Genomic DNA, 15,560 nt, shown 5'->3' on the forward strand with positions numbered 1-15,560 from the left:
GCATTTCACTCCTTATAATACGAACATATTTTCTAGTATATCAAATTGCGAGTAATTGTTGAAAGTTTGTGAAACGATTATTAATTTTAATTGGTAAAGCTACTTCAAAAACTACAAAAAGACCAACCTCAAAGGTTAGTCCCTAACTTTCTGTAGCTCTTTCCCTAGAAACTTCGCTAATTCTAGCATTCCATACTTTCCAGCCTTTTCTTCAGCATCACTGTTATAATTCGTATTTGTATTAACATCATACGTATAGATGACGCCTTCTTTATTTCGAATAAACTCTATACCCGCTACATGGATATCGTTTGCTTCCAGAAATGCTTCATATAAATCAATAATCGGGTCATCAAAGTTTTCAATGATTTCAAATTTAGGCTTTTCCTCTACTTCTTCACCTACTGGGCAAAATAAGTCACCTATTTGACATGCATCGGCAGGACATAGTTCAAAGCCTTCCGATGTATCAACACGAACTGCATATACAAATTTCCCTCCAACAAATTCACAGCGAGTAATCGATGCATCAGGAGATTCAATATATTCTTGTATTAATGTAATACCATCAATTGGTTCTTCAAATTGATCACTATATACATAGTTTTGTAAACTATCAAAATCGTTAAATAACTGCACACCTAGTCCTTTTCCAGCACGGTTATGCTTCGTAATCATTCTTGTTACACCAAACTTCTCTGCAGCACTTACAATTTGCGCTTTTCCTGTTGCCGCAATTGTTTTCGGTGTTTGTATACCGAACTTATTTAACTCCAAATATTGCAATACTTTACTTAATTCTAATTGTAGTGCACGACATCCATTGAAAACAGGTTGATTATGTCGTGATAACCAAGCAAGTAGTCCAGATGTTAGTTCTGGTGCATATCGGTGTCCCCGAGTATGAGAAGATGCACTCATTCGATTATAATAAACACCCGTGGGTGGTACTGAAGATAAGTTGATTAATCCTTCAGCCATGTGTAATTCTTCAAACGGAAGTCCCAGTTCAGTTAAACGGTTCGTTAAGTGTATAGTCCAATCGCTATTCTCATGAATGATATATATTTTTTTCATCAAACATTTCCTCTCTATTAAGGATTTAAACACAAGTAAACTTATCACAAAAGTATGTTTTAAACAATTAAAAAAGAAGTAAATCTTTTTCTCCTTCTTTTACTTATTCATAGGAAGGAAAATGGTTACGGTCGTCCCTTCCCCTTCTTCACTCTGTATCTTTATTTTCCCGTTATGTTGTTCGATAATTCGATAGCATGTCATAAGACCTAAACCGGTTCCTTTTTCCTTTGTAGAATAAAACGGTTCACCAAGTTTCAGTAGTCTTTCTTTTGATATCCCAATCCCTTGATCACGAATGATGATGGCAATTTCATCGTCATGTGAATGAACAAGTACTTGGACATAACCATCTGCTTTTGAAGCTTCTAATGCATTTTGTATGATATTAATAAATACTTGCTTCAGGAGGCTAGAATCTCCTATTACAAGTGGGAGTCGATCATAAATCTCAAGTATGATTTCCTTATTATCAAGCAATGCTTGTGTTTTCAATAGTTGAACAACTTGTGTGACAACTGCACTAATATTGATCTGCTTCATTACCTCTTGATGGGGTTTTGCCATTGTAAGAAACTCAGAAATGATCTCTTCGACCCGCTTTAACTCATCAAGTACTAGACCCGTATACTCCGGTGAACAAGATTCATTTGAGGCATGAAACAGTTGAATAAAGCCCTTTATAGAGGTTAAAGGATTTCGAATTTCATGAGCAACCGCTGCAGCTAGTTGACCAGCAACTGCCAATTTTTCGGATTTCCTTATTAAGGAATCAGTTTCAAGTCGTTGTTGAATATTCCTTGAGACAGAAATTAGTTCTGTCATTTCTCCTGTTATTTCATGAAGCACTGGTTTTACCGCAGACTCAATCCATATATAGTTACCTGATTTCGTTCGAGCCCTGTATGTCATAATAACGGTTTCTTTTTTTTGAGAGGCTTGCATGTGTTGTTCTTTTATCTTTCTAATGTCATCTTGATGCATAAACATATAAGGAGAAAGGCCAATAATTTGATCAGGTTCATATCCTAGTATGCTTTCTACTGATGGTGAAACATATAAATACGTACCATCTACATCATGCATGATGATCATGTCTGAAGAATTCTCCGCAAGAATACGGTACTTTTTTTCATTGATCCGATATGTATCTTCGATTAACTTCTTTTCTGTAATATCCATAATTTGTCCATGTACAAATGAAACATCTTCAACATCAATTAGGCTAACATGAAGCATTCCCCAAATAATTTCACCAGATTTATGAATATATCTTTTTTCCATTTGATATTTTTTTCGTTGTCGATTAATCAGTTCCGAAAACAATTGTTGATCTAATAATAAATCTTCAGGATACGAAATTTCGGGAATGGTCATATTGGAAAATTCCTCTTTAGAATATCCGATATACTCATAAAAGGCATCATTCATCTCTATTCTTTTAAAATCAATAGAGCCAATTAATTGCGGCACACTAGATTGATAAAATATTTGCTTGAACATGGCTTTTTCTCTCATAATTCCTCCACGAAAGTTGAAACTTCGAATGATTGTATGCTACCATTATTGCTCTCATAATGAAAGTTACTATTTTATCATCTTGCTATCATTTTCAATTTTTCATACTATAAGTAGAGTCACATTATTAAGGAGAACGAATATGAAGACACCAATTTATATATTGTCCGGTTTTTTAGGAGCAGGAAAAACGACATTACTTCGTAATATTCTAGAGCAGGAAAAAGAAAAAGGACGGAAGGTAGCCGTTCTTATGAACGAGCTTGGAGAGGTCTCTATTGATTCACATGCAGTTGATGAGGAAACACCACTTAAGGAATTATTAAATGGCTGCGTATGCTGCACGATTCAAGGTCAACTAGAATCCCAGTTACAAGAATTAATTCACTTACACTCATTAGATGTCATTTATATAGAAGCGACAGGGGTTGCTCATCCGATCGAAGTTGTAGATGCCTGTATGTCTCCAATATTAGTAGAACATGTAAATGTTGAAGGAGTTATTAGTTTAGTAGATGCCAAACGATGGAAGAACCGAAAAGAACTAAGCCCTCAGCTACAATCATTATTAATTGAGCAAGTGAAGCATGCAGATGTCATTCTATTAAATAAAGTAGATGATATATCCGAAGCAAAACAAGGTCAGCTGGCGTTTGAGATTCAACAACTGAACCCTTATGGAAAACTACTATTTACCACTTTTGCGAAGATAAATATTGACGATATTCAAGTATTTGAGAGAAAAACTCGTGAAGTACACGAAGACGCGCATGTCCATCAAAAGCTTCATCTAAAAACATTTGTATATAAGTTTACGCGCCCTGTCGATTTAGATCAATTTGAAGACTGGCTTCGAGTAATGCCTGATAACATCTTTAGAATAAAGGGTTACTTACGCTTTACACATTCTGATTCTTTATTCTTATTTCAATACTCTTACGGAATGCCGATTTACATGAAAGAGCTTGTAAAAATCCCAACAAATCTTGTGTTCATTGGTGAGAATCTTCCAATTGAAGAAATACGAGAAGCTCTCCATAAATTAGAATCAGAGTAAAAAGGTACTCTGATTTGAAACCCTGTCTTCGAATGCACGATTACTAAATCATTGGGACTGATGCCTAGCCAGTTGTCTTTTCGGACTGACGATCCTTTTTTTTAGGTTTAAAAAATGTGTCTTTCAATGAGAACATTAAAGAAATAGAAAAATATAAGAGTAAGGGTAAGGAAAGAAAATGACCTAGGAAGTTCAGTTCCCCTTTCACTTGTGGGAACTATAAGAACACAAACAGAGAAAAAAGTACCCAACATAGTAGTCAAAGATAATACTGTTGGGTACTTTAATTTAAGTGTTTTATATGCGATTTTAATAAATATCTGTTACAAAGTCTGTATATTTATACTATCGTTCGATTTTTAGTAAACTATACGGATTGTTATGTTTTGATTTAACATTAATATCTTCTGTTGTTATCTCGTTTTCATTATTTATTATTTCCATGTTGTCTTCTATAAAAACATTCTTTAAACCCTCAACAATAAAATTCAATGCCAGAACGATTATGGCAAAACAGAAAACTGGACCTAGTATTAAATTTGGTGAGAGAAGAAATTCAGAAAAGTATTTCGCAATGAGACCACCCCATTCATTGGAAGCAGAGAAAACCTCAAGAGTTGGTGTTCCATGTAGAATATCAGCATCAATTTCTTCTCTTTTCCCTCCTCCAAGAAACACTCCTAGTACCCCTAAGTGAGCAAAAATCAATAAAGCCTGAACAATTTGTTGTACTAAAACAATAAACAATTGGGGTAAAAAGAATGGCCTTACATGTGTTTTAAAGATATGAAACCAACTTCCCCCCATGACTTTAGCATTGAGTATGAATTCTTTAGTATAGATACGTTCAACTTCTTTTGAAATAAATACTCCGATAATTGGAGTGGATAATAGAATAATGATGAATAACGGTCCAATGATCGAAGAGTATTCACCAAAACTCCATGTAAACACAAATATAGGTGCCGCTAACATATAAGAAAATAACGATAGCGGAAAATAGTGTAACCCTTCAAACAAACTCCTTATAAAAGATTTAAATTTGGCGGGAAACAGTAACAAAATAAATCCTAAGATCATACCGAAGAACAACCTTAATACTCCAACTATAATTGAGAGAGTTATTGTGTACTTAGCTCCATCAATTAACATTAGAAATAAATTGTTTCCCATTTTATCAGATCCAAGTGGATAACTGAGAGATGGCGGAAATGGTGCTTTATCGATTACAATTCCGTTTTTATCATGTAAATAACGGGATGGAGCTGGTACATTATCTTTCAATATCCATGTATAGAGAATACTTATCAACATAAACAATAATATCGTTATGGAACCGATCAAGAAAAACTTATTCCTGAATAATTGCTTTATATACAAATCACTCAACAACTCCTTGGATAGAATTTTTCTTCGCAAATAATTCCATAATCTTTAATACTAGGAAGAACGGCACAAAAATGCATAACAAACTTAGTGTTAATAATTCAGGATTCCTCGCACAATTGGTCCAAATAAATCTTAATAAACCATTAACATTTAATACGATTTCTATTATTACTAGATTAGAGAGAGTAAACCAAAATATCGTTTTGTAATGATAAACAAACGAAGCATAAGCATTTCGAAATATATGAACAAACAAAATAGCAGTTTTTGTTAAACCCTTCCCTCTTGCCAGCTCAACATATAAAGATTGATATTCATCCTCAAACGAAAGTAATAAGTACCGAGTCATATAGATTGTTGGTAAAAAACTCAACACGATTAAAGGGAGTAAAAATGCTTCTTCCCCAAATGAACTCACTATATTAAATAATAATATATCTGTTTTTTTGAAAAACCATATGACGAACATCTGTAATGAGATGATGATAAAAAGATCGGGTAATGATTCGATAACAAAGAAAATAAATTTTACCTTTCTTCTAATGCGGCTACTTAGTAACATGATTAAATACGTATTAAAAATCGCGAAAATGAAACTTGCTAATAAAGCAATCCCTAGATATAACAATGTGTTCAAATAAACCTCTTGGAATATCGGGAAAAGTGGCTTCTCCCAACTAACCTCATTTAAATAAGTCCAATCTTTTACATGAATTAACCCTTTCGCAGTATTCATAATGGATTGCCAATATAATTCATAATCAAATTGAACAGGTTGGTATAAGAATAATGTATTTTCTAACCTTCCCGAATCTAGTAATGCTTGAATCTCTAATATATGTTCCATGTCAAATAGAAGATAAGGGATTGATCCCATTAAAAATATACCTGCAACAGCTATTATGAATGGAACGATCGTTTGTTGGATAAGACCTTTTATCATTTTTCAGTTCCACTTCCTTTTTCAAAATATTGTAACAATATTGTAATATTAATAATTCTATAGATCATTCGATTATCCCTTTATTCTAAAGGCGTTTTCGCAAAGAGTGTTGTTTTTCAAATTAGTCGAGAAACACGTAAATATTAAGGTTTCGTGGCATCTTTTCGTCAAAGTAATGAACATTTGTATTGACCTATTAAAGATACCCGAATTTGATTAATAGCAACAAAGTTTACGAAAAGAGCCATTCCTAAAGAGATTCTATTTAATCACTAGAATCCTTCTAGATAACAATGACTAAGTAAGAATAGTTATCAAGAAGGAAAGACAAATAATTTGAATAAAAAGAGAGGATACTTGTTCGTATATTGAACAAAATATCCCCTTATTAGTATAGTCTTTAGTGTACTAAACCGTTTTGTATATAAAATTAATCAATGATTTGCAAATCTAGTAGCTTCGGGTCAACCTCTCTTAAAAACGGATTCATTTCCCCACAGACATTGATAAAAAGCTCATGCATTGCTCTAGTACATGCCGTATAAAACAACTTCCTTTCGTACTCCCTACCATAAACATCAGTAGAAGCATTATAAAGAATAACCGCATCAAATTCGATACCCTTTGCTAAATATGAAGGAATGACAACCAATCCATTATCAAATGTGGAAGATTCCTTTTGGACGAGTTTTACTTGGACTTCTTCTCTTAATTGGTTATATACTTCCACACTTTCTTCAGCCGTTTTACAAATAACTGCAATATGATGTACCCCTTTATTTTGTAAAGATTGAATCGTTATTATTGTTAGAGGAGATAATTTTGTATGATAATCCACAATAGTCACATGCGGTTTTTCTCCATTACGATTAAATGGCTCGATTTCGTTTCCATTAAGAACTAATTGTTTAGTAAACTCAACAATTTGTTTCGTTGAACGATAGCTTCTCGTTAATGTGATCGTTTCTTTTTCTATATGAACATCCTCATTTAACGCAGCATATCCGTTTACAGAGTGTGCGAAAATCGCTTGATTAAAATCACCTAACAACGTCATATGACTCATAGGAAACAGTATAGATAATAGCGCAAGCTGTAATTCGGAATAGTCTTGAGCCTCATCTATGAACACATGTTTTACAGAAGTATTTTTATACAGTCCGAGAAGCTTCTCCTTCAAATATAATAAAGGAGCTGCATCTTCATAAAACAACGTCCCTTCCTCAATGGATTGTAGGGTTTGATTACAAAGCTCTTGCCACAAGTTTGAGTTGTCACAACTGCTCCCCTTAAAAACGTCTTCATACATTCCTAAAAAATCCACATATTTCATGTCTCTTATATATTTCCGAATTGGTTTCAAGTAAGAATTTACAACAACTTTTGATAGGAAATCTTGCTCAAGCGCTAAGTCTTTGAATGCATCTTCAGAAAATTGCTTTTTATGTTTTTGCTGTAGTTTTCTGTAAGCTTTTAAATACGTCTCTTTGTCTAAGTATTGAATTTCCTCTTCTACCCACTCCGCTTTTCGCTCTTTTCTCGCAAATCTTTTCAACTCTCTTAGAAGTTGGTCAGTTAGAAGCTGCAGCCGATTGGGAATCGAAGAGGATGAGTCTAGTTCAAGGAACCATTTGTTGACTACTTCAGCAGTAAAAATCGTTCTACCACTGAACTCAATATCATGAAAAAGCAGACCAGTTTCTGATAATCTTTGTAAATACTGATCTAAGAGCTCCATAAAGTCCTTTGATGTTTTAAATTCAATACCTTTCATTCTCGCTTCATAGCCAGGTTTCTTTTCTTGACTCAATGTATATTCCATTTGGGTAAATGGATCTTCAATATTTAAGTCAAGCTCTAACGTACGTTCTACAAAGTCTTGAAACGTCGTTTGCTGCATGTTCTTTTCACCAAGTTCCGGTAAAACAGTAGAAATATAGTCGTTAAATAAAGAGTTAGGTGAAAACAACAAAATGTGTTCAGCTTCTAACGTTTCTCGATAACGGTATAGTAAATATGCAACTCGTTGAAGAGCAGCCGAAGTTTTCCCGCTTCCTGCAGCTCCTTGGACTACAAGATACTTACTCGTTTCATTACGAATGATATCATTTTGTTCCTTTTGAATTGTCGCAACGATCGTCTTCATCTGAGAGTCTGAATTTTGACCAAGCACCTCTTGCAATAACTCATCACCAATTGCCAGACCTGTATCAAACATGCCTTTAATTTCACTATTTTTAATGATATATTGCCTTTTTAGTGTTAAATCGCCTTTCACGTTCCCTTCAGGTGTTCGATATTCAGCTTTACCTGGCAACGAATCATAATACAGGCTCGAGATTGGTGCACGCCAATCATAAACGAGAAATTCATCGTCTTCATTAAGGAAAGAAGCGATCCCTAAATAAATCGGATTTTCTTCCTGCTCACCTTCAAAACGATAATTAATTCTCCCAAAATATGGAGACCTTTTTAATCGTTTTAGCTTTGAAATTAAGTAATGAGAATGTCCATGACTTCTTTCACGTTCAGATAAAAATTCCGCCTGTTGTTTGATAGAAACAAAGGTTTCAATCAAATCGTGTGGTTCATCAGTATTTACTCTGACATCCTCCCAGAAGTCTTTTCGAATATCAACAATGTCTGTCTTTAATGAATCCAAGTGGTACTTCATCGAATTTATCTTTTTATCTACTTCTACAACTACCTCATTGACACGATGTTGTTCCTTTTCCCATTCTTGAGGCGATAAACTCATTAGCACCACTCCTAAAAAAAATTTATTCAAATTCGTTGACACCACAACTTTAGATATGTTATGATATTATTAGGTTATTTATATATTTATTCATAACTATTTCGTAGTGACCAATACTTATATTATCATGTTTTCCATCTACTTACAATATGTATTTTAAAGGACATTTTTGTGTCCTTTTTTATTTTCCAATAAAAAAAGTAGAGACATAGTCCAAAAACTAGTCTCTACTTTTCTTTATTGTCTTACAGGTCCACCCAAACTGCTATTATTCTTTTGCAAGACCTTTAGTCCACTGCCAATATCTGAAGCAAGTATATAGTTACGATCTATGAACACACCCCATACATCCGAATTCTCCGGTTGGTATTGACCAACTTCTTTTGGATTAGATGGATTCGTAATATCAACGGCTACTACTCCCCCACCGTAGTAAGATAAATATAGTGTATTACCTTGGACCTTTGGATCATGTACAGTCTTACTGAATGTTACTTGGTTATTTTCCTCTTGGGGCACATCTGTTGTTAATTCTGTCTTAAATTCACTTAATAGCTTTGGATTTGATTTATCTTTTATATCAAAGATTCTAGTGTATCCGTATGCAACTTCGTATCCCTCTTTGACTGGATCATACACTTCTCTCGTTTCAATTAAAATATTTCCACCTTGAGCAACAGTTGCAGAATGAGCAGAGCCTTGTTGGTCTGAAGCAAAATCGGTTCTGCCTAAATATTGGGGATTCATAGGATCTTGTATATCGAAAATAACAGTTCCTAAATCCCACATTGATACATAAGCATATTTTCCATCAACCATTGTACTATGGTTGAAGACTGGTCTTGTCTTTTGATCTGGAGATTGCCAGTGATAACCATTAAAATCATCTTCCACCTCTTTTAACGTCCGTGGATCAAACTGATAAATTGTAGTTGGATTCGATGGATCTGTTACATCGACAATTTGAAAATCTTTTTCATTTCCATGACTATAATAATCTGCATATGGATTTGCTGCTAAAACAACGGTTTTATTACCTTGTGTAGTTAAATACAGTTCGTGTGTTCCTCTTGTACCTTTATAAACTTCCCAGAATCCTAGCTTTTTGGGTGTATTAGGCTCCGTTACATCATAAAGCAAGAAACCACCCTTACTTGCTGGGTTTGATGAATTCAACTGCTGTACACTCACGACTGCTAAATCACCTTTAAAGTGTGGTGTGTTCACTGTTTTCACAATGACTTTTTCTTGCCAAGTACCAGGAATTTCGTTTCCAAACACTGCAACTTCTACTGGGTTAGAAGGATCTTTTAGATCAAAAACACGGATTCCGCCATTCCCTCCGTTTTTTGTATGTGTACCAATATAAGCAAATCCTTTATGTGCATATACATCTCCGAAGCTATTTGCCTTTCCATCCGGCCTTACAATCTTCATTTCTGGGGTTGCAACTTCCTTTAAAAACTTAAGATTTTTACTACCTTCAATGGTCATGACATTAATTGATTCATAGTTTGTACGTTCCCCTTTTTCAAGATTTACGTCCCCTAATTCGTCATGAGCTGAAGCAAAAGGTATGTTTAGTGAGAACGCAAGCGTACCAACCAATGCAGCCTGTACTAACTTATTACTCTTTTTCATTCTCCAACCTCCTATATGTATATTTGGGATTTTTTTCTAATCCCGTGACCATACTATAAAATTTAGCGTGATTATGTACAATATTTATATTTAACTATTAAATCGACGCATCTCTACACATTTCATCACTATTCATAATGTTCTATATGTAATATGTACGAGTTGATAATGATAAAGGGCTATTTTATTTAGCAATGCGAAATAGTTATAAATATTCATTTTTGTTTTAGACAGTACTATTGCGCTTTATGAACCTTTTGATACATTGTTAAACCATTCCACTCCCACTCCTTTATGTGTCATACTTTCACCTTTAACTGAATATCGTGTTAACAGAAGACTGCTTGTACGAGTAGGAGGTGTCATGATGAAAAAGAAAGGATTATTGATTGTATTAGTGCTTATTTTCCTGACAGCATGTACATTTATTCAAAAGGATAACTCTAAAGTTCCTGTAGAGGATACAGAAACGTTATTAATGAACGATCTTGATACAATTGTGAAGAATGCTCAAGAATTTGCAAATCTTTCGGAATCGACTGAAGTTCAAGAGGTTTTCCAGAATGAAGTAGATAGAATTTGGAAAGTACAGTTTTCGAACGGAACAATCGTTTTATATGATGAGAATACCGATGAATTTGTTCATGCAGAATAACGCAGACAATTCCGTTTTACATAAATCCACTCCTAGTTGGAAATAATTCCTGTAGGAGGTGTATCTTACATGGCCCAACCATATTTATGCCCAAACTGTAAGACGAATCGTTCACGCTTTAATATCATTGAACAAGTGTCAACATCAGTTAAAATGGACCCGCAAACAGGAGAAGTTACACAGCAATATGATAGTGATCAATTAGATCCTTTCCATTTACCATATCGCGGTCCAGAACGAAGAATTCAATGTGGTGTTTGCGGATTAGTAGAAGAGGAAAATTCATTTGTCAAAAGAGCACAATACGGCAAAGGCTAAGAGAACACTCTTAGTCTTTTTTTATGTAGCCCGGAATATTCTAATTTTTTCTACAAGTTCCGACTTGCTTATGATATAGTGTATTTATATATTTAGAAGAAACTGTTAGTTTTAGTTAATTAGAACTTGAGGCGATCTTGAATGAAAGAGACATACATTAACGTAGATTCGAAAACGGCTCAATTAGAGCAAGAACTTCAAGTATATCGCGAACTTCTTGCTCATTTGCCATTTTCGTTTTCTTATACCGATAATAATCGTGGTCTTAAGATTACGAAAGAACGTGGAAAACAGCTTCCGATGACAGAACGAACTGTTATCGAGGAGCATGCTTCCCCTACTTTCACGACTGACTTTTCACTTGAAAAGGATGTTGCATTTGATGAGATAGAAAAGATCCTATCACCTATTTTTGATACAGTGCCACACCACATCGTGATGATTGACGAAAATGGGCACATCACACTATGCAATGAAAAGGCAGCGACCGATTTTAATAAAGACCGTGATTCACTAATTGGAAAGCATATTCGAGAGCTACTTAGTATTCCAGACAATTTAATTTTGTTACTGGAAACGTTACATACAGGACAACCAATTATAAACCGCGAAGTGTTAGATTCAAATTATGGCATTAATAACACTCGGATATTCCGTGATTCCACAGGAAAAATTATACGAGTTCTTGGGGCTTTTCAGTTCTTAAACAAAGTTAAGGATTCAGAGAAGCAAGCAGTAGCAGGCAGGATTGCAGCAGGTATTGCTCACGAAATACGCAATCCATTAACAACCGTTCGCGGCTATTTGCAATTTTTAAGTGATAAATTTAGTCCGGATATTTCTAGTCTTGTATCTTCCTTATTAATACCGGAGCTTGATCGTGCAAATAAAATTATTACTGACTTTCTTGCACTTGCAAAGCCATCTGACACTAAATTTGAATTATTCAATGCAAATAACTACATTTGTGAAAACGTCGGTAAGTTTCTAAAAAGTGAAGCATTTCTTTATGATGTAGACGTAGAATTTGAGTGCGATAAACAAGTTGATGACGTTCTCGTATCAATTAATTCATCTGAGATGCTTCAAGTTTTTATTAACCTGTTTCGTAATTCATTTGAAGCAAAAGGCACTGACCGGCTACATATTAAACTTGAGACTAGTTTACTTGAAAAACATGTCCAAATCGCATTTATAGACAACGGAACCGGCATAAGCCCGAAGGCACTGGAGCATTTATTTGATCCATTCTTTACAACAAAAGATGAAGGAACTGGACTTGGCCTCTCAGTCTCACGTAAAATCGTCGAAAACCATGGAGGCATCTTAACAGTTAGAAGTAGTCATAAAGGAACTACTTTTTATATACAGTTACCTGCCTTACATCAATCAAAAATATAAAACAGGAGCGAATTTGCTCCTGTTTTTGCTTTAATCAAATAACTTCTGAAACTCCGCGTACCCTTCTTTTTCAAGGTCTTCTTTTGAAATAAAGCGAAGCGCTGCAGAGTTAATACAATACCGCAATCCACCGTGTTCCATAGGACCATCTTCAAATACATGACCTAAATGGGAGTCTCCTTCTTTACTTCTAATTTCTGTTCGAACCATGTTATATGAAACATCAAGTTCCTCCTTCACCGTTTCTTTTTGTAACGGCTTAGTAAAGCTCGGCCATCCACAGCCTGAATCATATTTATCCAGTGAGCTGAATAACGGCTCGCCCGAAACAATGTCAACATAAATACCATCTTCTTTATGATCCCAAAATTCGTTTCTAAACGCCGGTTCAGTGCCATTTTTTTGAGTCACTTCATATTGAATAGGTGTTAACTTCTTTTTCAATTCAAGATCTTTGTTCGGATTCTTCCACGCTTCTTTTATAAATTTCTCTCGCCCAGAACCAGTATGATATAACTTATATCGTATTGGATTTTTCTTGTAATAATCTTGATGGTATTCCTCTGCCACATAAAAATCCTGAGCAGGTAGAATTTTTGTTGCAATCGGTTTAGTAAACCTGCCACTTTCCTGTAATTCATGCTTGGATTTCTCAGCTAGCATATGTTGTTCATCATTATGATAAAAAACCGCTGTTTGGTAAGACTGTCCACGATCCCCGAACTGGCCACCTTCATCAGTTGGATCAATTTGCTGCCAAAATAATGATAACAATTTTTCGTATGGAAATACGTCTGGATCAAACGTAATTTGGACAGCTTCATAATGTCCAGTTTGGTTTGTGCACACTTCTTCATATGTAGGGTTTTCTTTATGACCTCCTGTGTAGCCGGAAACGACTTTATGAATACCAGGTTGCTCATCAAAAGGCTTCACCATACACCAAAAACATCCACCAGCGAATGTTGCAAGTTGCAAATTGCTTGTCATTTTTATACCACCTTCATGTTTGTTATTATTTGCTTATCATTATAACAATCCAATCGCTTTTTCCATAATAATATGAAATAAAAAAAGCGAGAAACTTAGTTCTCACTTTTCCTGTAAAATGTTCTTTAACATATATTTTGTCATATAGTCAAATTCATCTGCGTTTAATTCGATTACATTAACTATCATGTTAAGATACTTACTCGTGATATTCATATACTCAATATCCTCAAACACTCTACATTCCTCTATATACTTTTCCAAAAAGCTCTCAAGAACAATCACTTCTTCATACGTAAGAGATATATGAATCTCTGATTCCTCAATGTCAGAAATCATGAGTGCTTTTACCTGCAAATCAGATAAAATAACGTACTCCCTTGTAAGTATCTTCATCGTGCGTTCATTTGTTTCCATTTGTGAAAAATAACCGGCAGAATGAGCGCTATGCATGAGGAATTGTGTCCAAAACGGAATCTCACATGCTGGGACAGGAAGTTGTATACAAATCTCATTATCTTTTATTTTATTAATTGCCTTTTCTTTTATCTCAAGGGCTTGTGTAAAGTCGATGACTGTCATGTGTCTCTCCTCCATAGCAATAACAACTACAATCGTAGCACGATTTAGGGCACGGAGATAGAGGAACAATATTGCCAATTATGAACTTCTTTTCAAACGAATTCGATCTCTTTTAAAAATCCATAAAAGTAAAGGAGGTACAACTAGTAGCACAAAAAACACTCGAAACATTTGAAATCCTGTTACGATTGACATATCTGCACCGATTGCTACAGCTGTAAGTCCCATTTCAGCAATTCCGCCTGGAGCTGAACTTAAGAAGGATGTACCAAGTGATACCGGGTATAGCCACACTAAAAAAAATGCAATACTAACAGTTGAAACAAGCAAGGCAACACTCGAAACAATTGCCCCTACTCCAAATCGCTTCCAATTTTTCAACTTGTTAGGATCTACCATGATTCCAACATGAATCCCTAAGAACAATTGAGAGACAACAATGATCCAATTCGGAAGTTGGAATGGAGTAAATCCTGATATAACAAAAATTGCACTTCCTAACAATGGCCCGAGCAAATACGGAGTTGGAAACCTAAACCTTACCGCTAACCAAGTAGAAATAATGGTGACTACCACAAATAACAGAATCTCAATGTTATTGGCCTCTACAATTTGACCTAGTTCAAAAGTAGTCGAGCTACCAATATGAGAAAACCAATCAATTCTTACGATAGCTGGTACTAAATAAATCACAGACAATAACCGTATGAGCTGAAATAACGTGACGCTTGTTACATCTACATCCTCAATCTCCTCACCAAGGATAACCATTTGTGAAAAACCACCTGGCATCATACCAATTATCGCAGTTTTAAAACTAATCCCCGTGAATCTCGCTAAGAAGATTGAGATAAAGATTGAAAAACCAATCAAAAGTAGTGTGCTCATTAACATCGCAGGAAGCATTTTTGTCATTTGGATTAACGTATCGTATGTAAATGAAATCCCAAGCATATAGCCGATAATAACCAAGCTACCGTTCCTCATTGAAGGATGAATCTGAGCTTCCTTCTTCAATACAAGTTTCCATATCACAATCGCAAAAAGAGAACCTAGTAACCATGCTAACGGTAAATGTAAAAGTGTAAACACCATACCGCCAATAAGTCCGACAAATACAGATGTAGCTATTTTGGAAAAACTATTCAACTTTCATCACGCTTTCTTTTGTTAGTACTCTACTAGTTTATCATACTTTTATTATGAATATGGAAACGCCTGGGTATATGCC

At 34.9% G+C, this 15,560-nt stretch carries 13 protein-coding genes; 4 read left to right on the forward strand and 9 right to left on the reverse strand.

Annotated elements, in window-relative coordinates; genetic code table 11:
- Positions 1-135: 135 nt before the first annotated feature.
- Together JR050_RS14065 and JR050_RS14070 are read right to left on the reverse strand one after the other, a co-directional pair.
- A complete protein-coding gene (locus tag JR050_RS14065; RefSeq protein WP_204204137.1) occupies positions 136-1,077 on the reverse strand; it encodes an ATP-grasp domain-containing protein in 942 nt (313 codons plus the stop codon).
- Positions 1,078-1,176: 99 nt separating this feature from the next.
- Positions 1,177-2,595 (reverse strand): PAS domain-containing sensor histidine kinase, encoded by a 1,419-nt coding sequence (locus JR050_RS14070; RefSeq protein ID WP_204204138.1) that lies wholly within the window; start codon positions 2,593-2,595, stop codon positions 1,177-1,179.
- 142 nt (positions 2,596-2,737) lie between these two features.
- On the opposite strand from JR050_RS14070, the gene JR050_RS14075 reads away from it, so the two are divergent.
- Entirely contained in the window at positions 2,738-3,652 is a 915-nt protein-coding gene (locus tag JR050_RS14075) for a CobW family GTP-binding protein (protein ID WP_204204139.1), read from the forward strand.
- Positions 3,653-3,997: 345 nt separating this feature from the next.
- On the opposite strand, the gene JR050_RS14080 is transcribed toward JR050_RS14075, so the two are convergent.
- The 4 genes from JR050_RS14080 to JR050_RS14095 all read right to left on the reverse strand — a co-directional run bounded on the left by JR050_RS14080 (position 3,998) and on the right by JR050_RS14095 (position 10,383).
- Positions 3,998-4,996, reverse strand: a complete 999-nt coding sequence (locus JR050_RS14080; RefSeq protein WP_204204140.1) for an ABC transporter permease subunit — start codon at positions 4,994-4,996, stop codon at positions 3,998-4,000.
- 37 nt (positions 4,997-5,033) lie between these two features.
- Entirely contained in the window at positions 5,034-5,984 is a 951-nt protein-coding gene (locus JR050_RS14085) for an ABC transporter permease subunit (protein WP_204204141.1), read from the reverse strand.
- Between the two features lie 430 nt (positions 5,985-6,414).
- Positions 6,415-8,742 carry an RNA polymerase recycling motor HelD gene (gene helD / locus JR050_RS14090; RefSeq protein WP_204204142.1) on the reverse strand — a complete coding sequence of 776 codons (2,328 nt, stop codon included), beginning with the start codon at positions 8,740-8,742 and terminating at the stop codon, positions 6,415-6,417.
- Between the two features lie 237 nt (positions 8,743-8,979).
- Positions 8,980-10,383, reverse strand: a complete 1,404-nt coding sequence (locus JR050_RS14095; RefSeq protein WP_204204143.1) for an LVIVD repeat-containing protein — start codon at positions 10,381-10,383, stop codon at positions 8,980-8,982.
- 364 nt (positions 10,384-10,747) lie between these two features.
- On the opposite strand from JR050_RS14095, the gene JR050_RS14100 reads away from it, so the two are divergent.
- The 3 genes from JR050_RS14100 to JR050_RS14110 all read left to right on the forward strand — a co-directional run bounded on the left by JR050_RS14100 (position 10,748) and on the right by JR050_RS14110 (position 12,757).
- Complete coding sequence (locus tag JR050_RS14100; RefSeq protein ID WP_204204144.1) at positions 10,748-11,038, forward strand: hypothetical protein; 291 nt, start codon at positions 10,748-10,750, stop codon at positions 11,036-11,038.
- 69 nt (positions 11,039-11,107) lie between these two features.
- On the forward strand, positions 11,108-11,356 hold the full coding sequence (locus JR050_RS14105) for a DNA alkylation repair protein (protein ID WP_204204145.1): 249 nt from the start codon (positions 11,108-11,110) through the stop codon (positions 11,354-11,356).
- A 141-nt stretch (positions 11,357-11,497) separates the two neighbouring features.
- Positions 11,498-12,757 carry a two-component system sensor histidine kinase NtrB gene (locus JR050_RS14110; protein ID WP_204204146.1) on the forward strand — a complete coding sequence of 420 codons (1,260 nt, stop codon included), beginning with the start codon at positions 11,498-11,500 and terminating at the stop codon, positions 12,755-12,757.
- A gap of 30 nt (positions 12,758-12,787) precedes the next feature.
- On the opposite strand, the gene msrA is transcribed toward JR050_RS14110, so the two are convergent.
- From msrA to JR050_RS14125, 3 genes are all read right to left on the reverse strand, one after another.
- Positions 12,788-13,747, reverse strand: coding sequence for a peptide-methionine (S)-S-oxide reductase MsrA (gene msrA / locus JR050_RS14115; RefSeq protein ID WP_204204147.1), 960 nt, complete (start codon positions 13,745-13,747; stop codon positions 12,788-12,790).
- Positions 13,748-13,849: 102 nt separating this feature from the next.
- The gene (locus JR050_RS14120; RefSeq protein WP_204204148.1) at positions 13,850-14,329 is read right to left on the reverse strand and encodes a hypothetical protein; all 480 of its coding nucleotides are present in this window, start codon (positions 14,327-14,329) and stop codon (positions 13,850-13,852) included.
- 78 nt (positions 14,330-14,407) lie between these two features.
- Complete coding sequence (locus JR050_RS14125; protein WP_204204149.1) at positions 14,408-15,478, reverse strand: AbrB family transcriptional regulator; 1,071 nt, start codon at positions 15,476-15,478, stop codon at positions 14,408-14,410.
- Positions 15,479-15,560 lie beyond the last annotated feature (82 nt).

Source organism: Bacillus suaedaesalsae (assembly GCF_016890225.1).
Taxonomy (GTDB): Bacteria; Bacillota; Bacilli; order Bacillales; family SA4; genus Bacillus_BS; species Bacillus_BS suaedaesalsae.

Bases quoted from the DNA above. Each gene is read 5' to 3' on its own strand.
- JR050_RS14070 (WP_204204138.1), bottom strand. From the start codon at position 2,595: ATGAGAGAAAAAGCCATGTTCAAGCAAATATTTTATCAATCTAGTGTG.
- JR050_RS14085 (WP_204204141.1), bottom strand. From the start codon at position 5,984: ATGATAAAAGGTCTTATCCAACAAACGATCGTTCCATTCATAATAGCT.
- msrA (WP_204204147.1), bottom strand. From the start codon at position 13,747: ATGACAAGCAATTTGCAACTTGCAACATTCGCTGGTGGATGTTTTTGG.
- JR050_RS14105 (WP_204204145.1), top strand. From the start codon at position 11,108: ATGGCCCAACCATATTTATGCCCAAACTGTAAGACGAATCGTTCACGC.
- JR050_RS14120 (WP_204204148.1), bottom strand. From the start codon at position 14,329: ATGACAGTCATCGACTTTACACAAGCCCTTGAGATAAAAGAAAAGGCA.
- helD (WP_204204142.1), bottom strand. From the start codon at position 8,742: ATGAGTTTATCGCCTCAAGAATGGGAAAAGGAACAACATCGTGTCAAT.
- JR050_RS14100 (WP_204204144.1), top strand. From the start codon at position 10,748: ATGATGAAAAAGAAAGGATTATTGATTGTATTAGTGCTTATTTTCCTG.
- JR050_RS14095 (WP_204204143.1), bottom strand. From the start codon at position 10,383: ATGAAAAAGAGTAATAAGTTAGTACAGGCTGCATTGGTTGGTACGCTT.
- JR050_RS14075 (WP_204204139.1), top strand. From the start codon at position 2,738: ATGAAGACACCAATTTATATATTGTCCGGTTTTTTAGGAGCAGGAAAA.
- JR050_RS14110 (WP_204204146.1), top strand. From the start codon at position 11,498: ATGAAAGAGACATACATTAACGTAGATTCGAAAACGGCTCAATTAGAG.
- JR050_RS14065 (WP_204204137.1), bottom strand. From the start codon at position 1,077: ATGAAAAAAATATATATCATTCATGAGAATAGCGATTGGACTATACAC.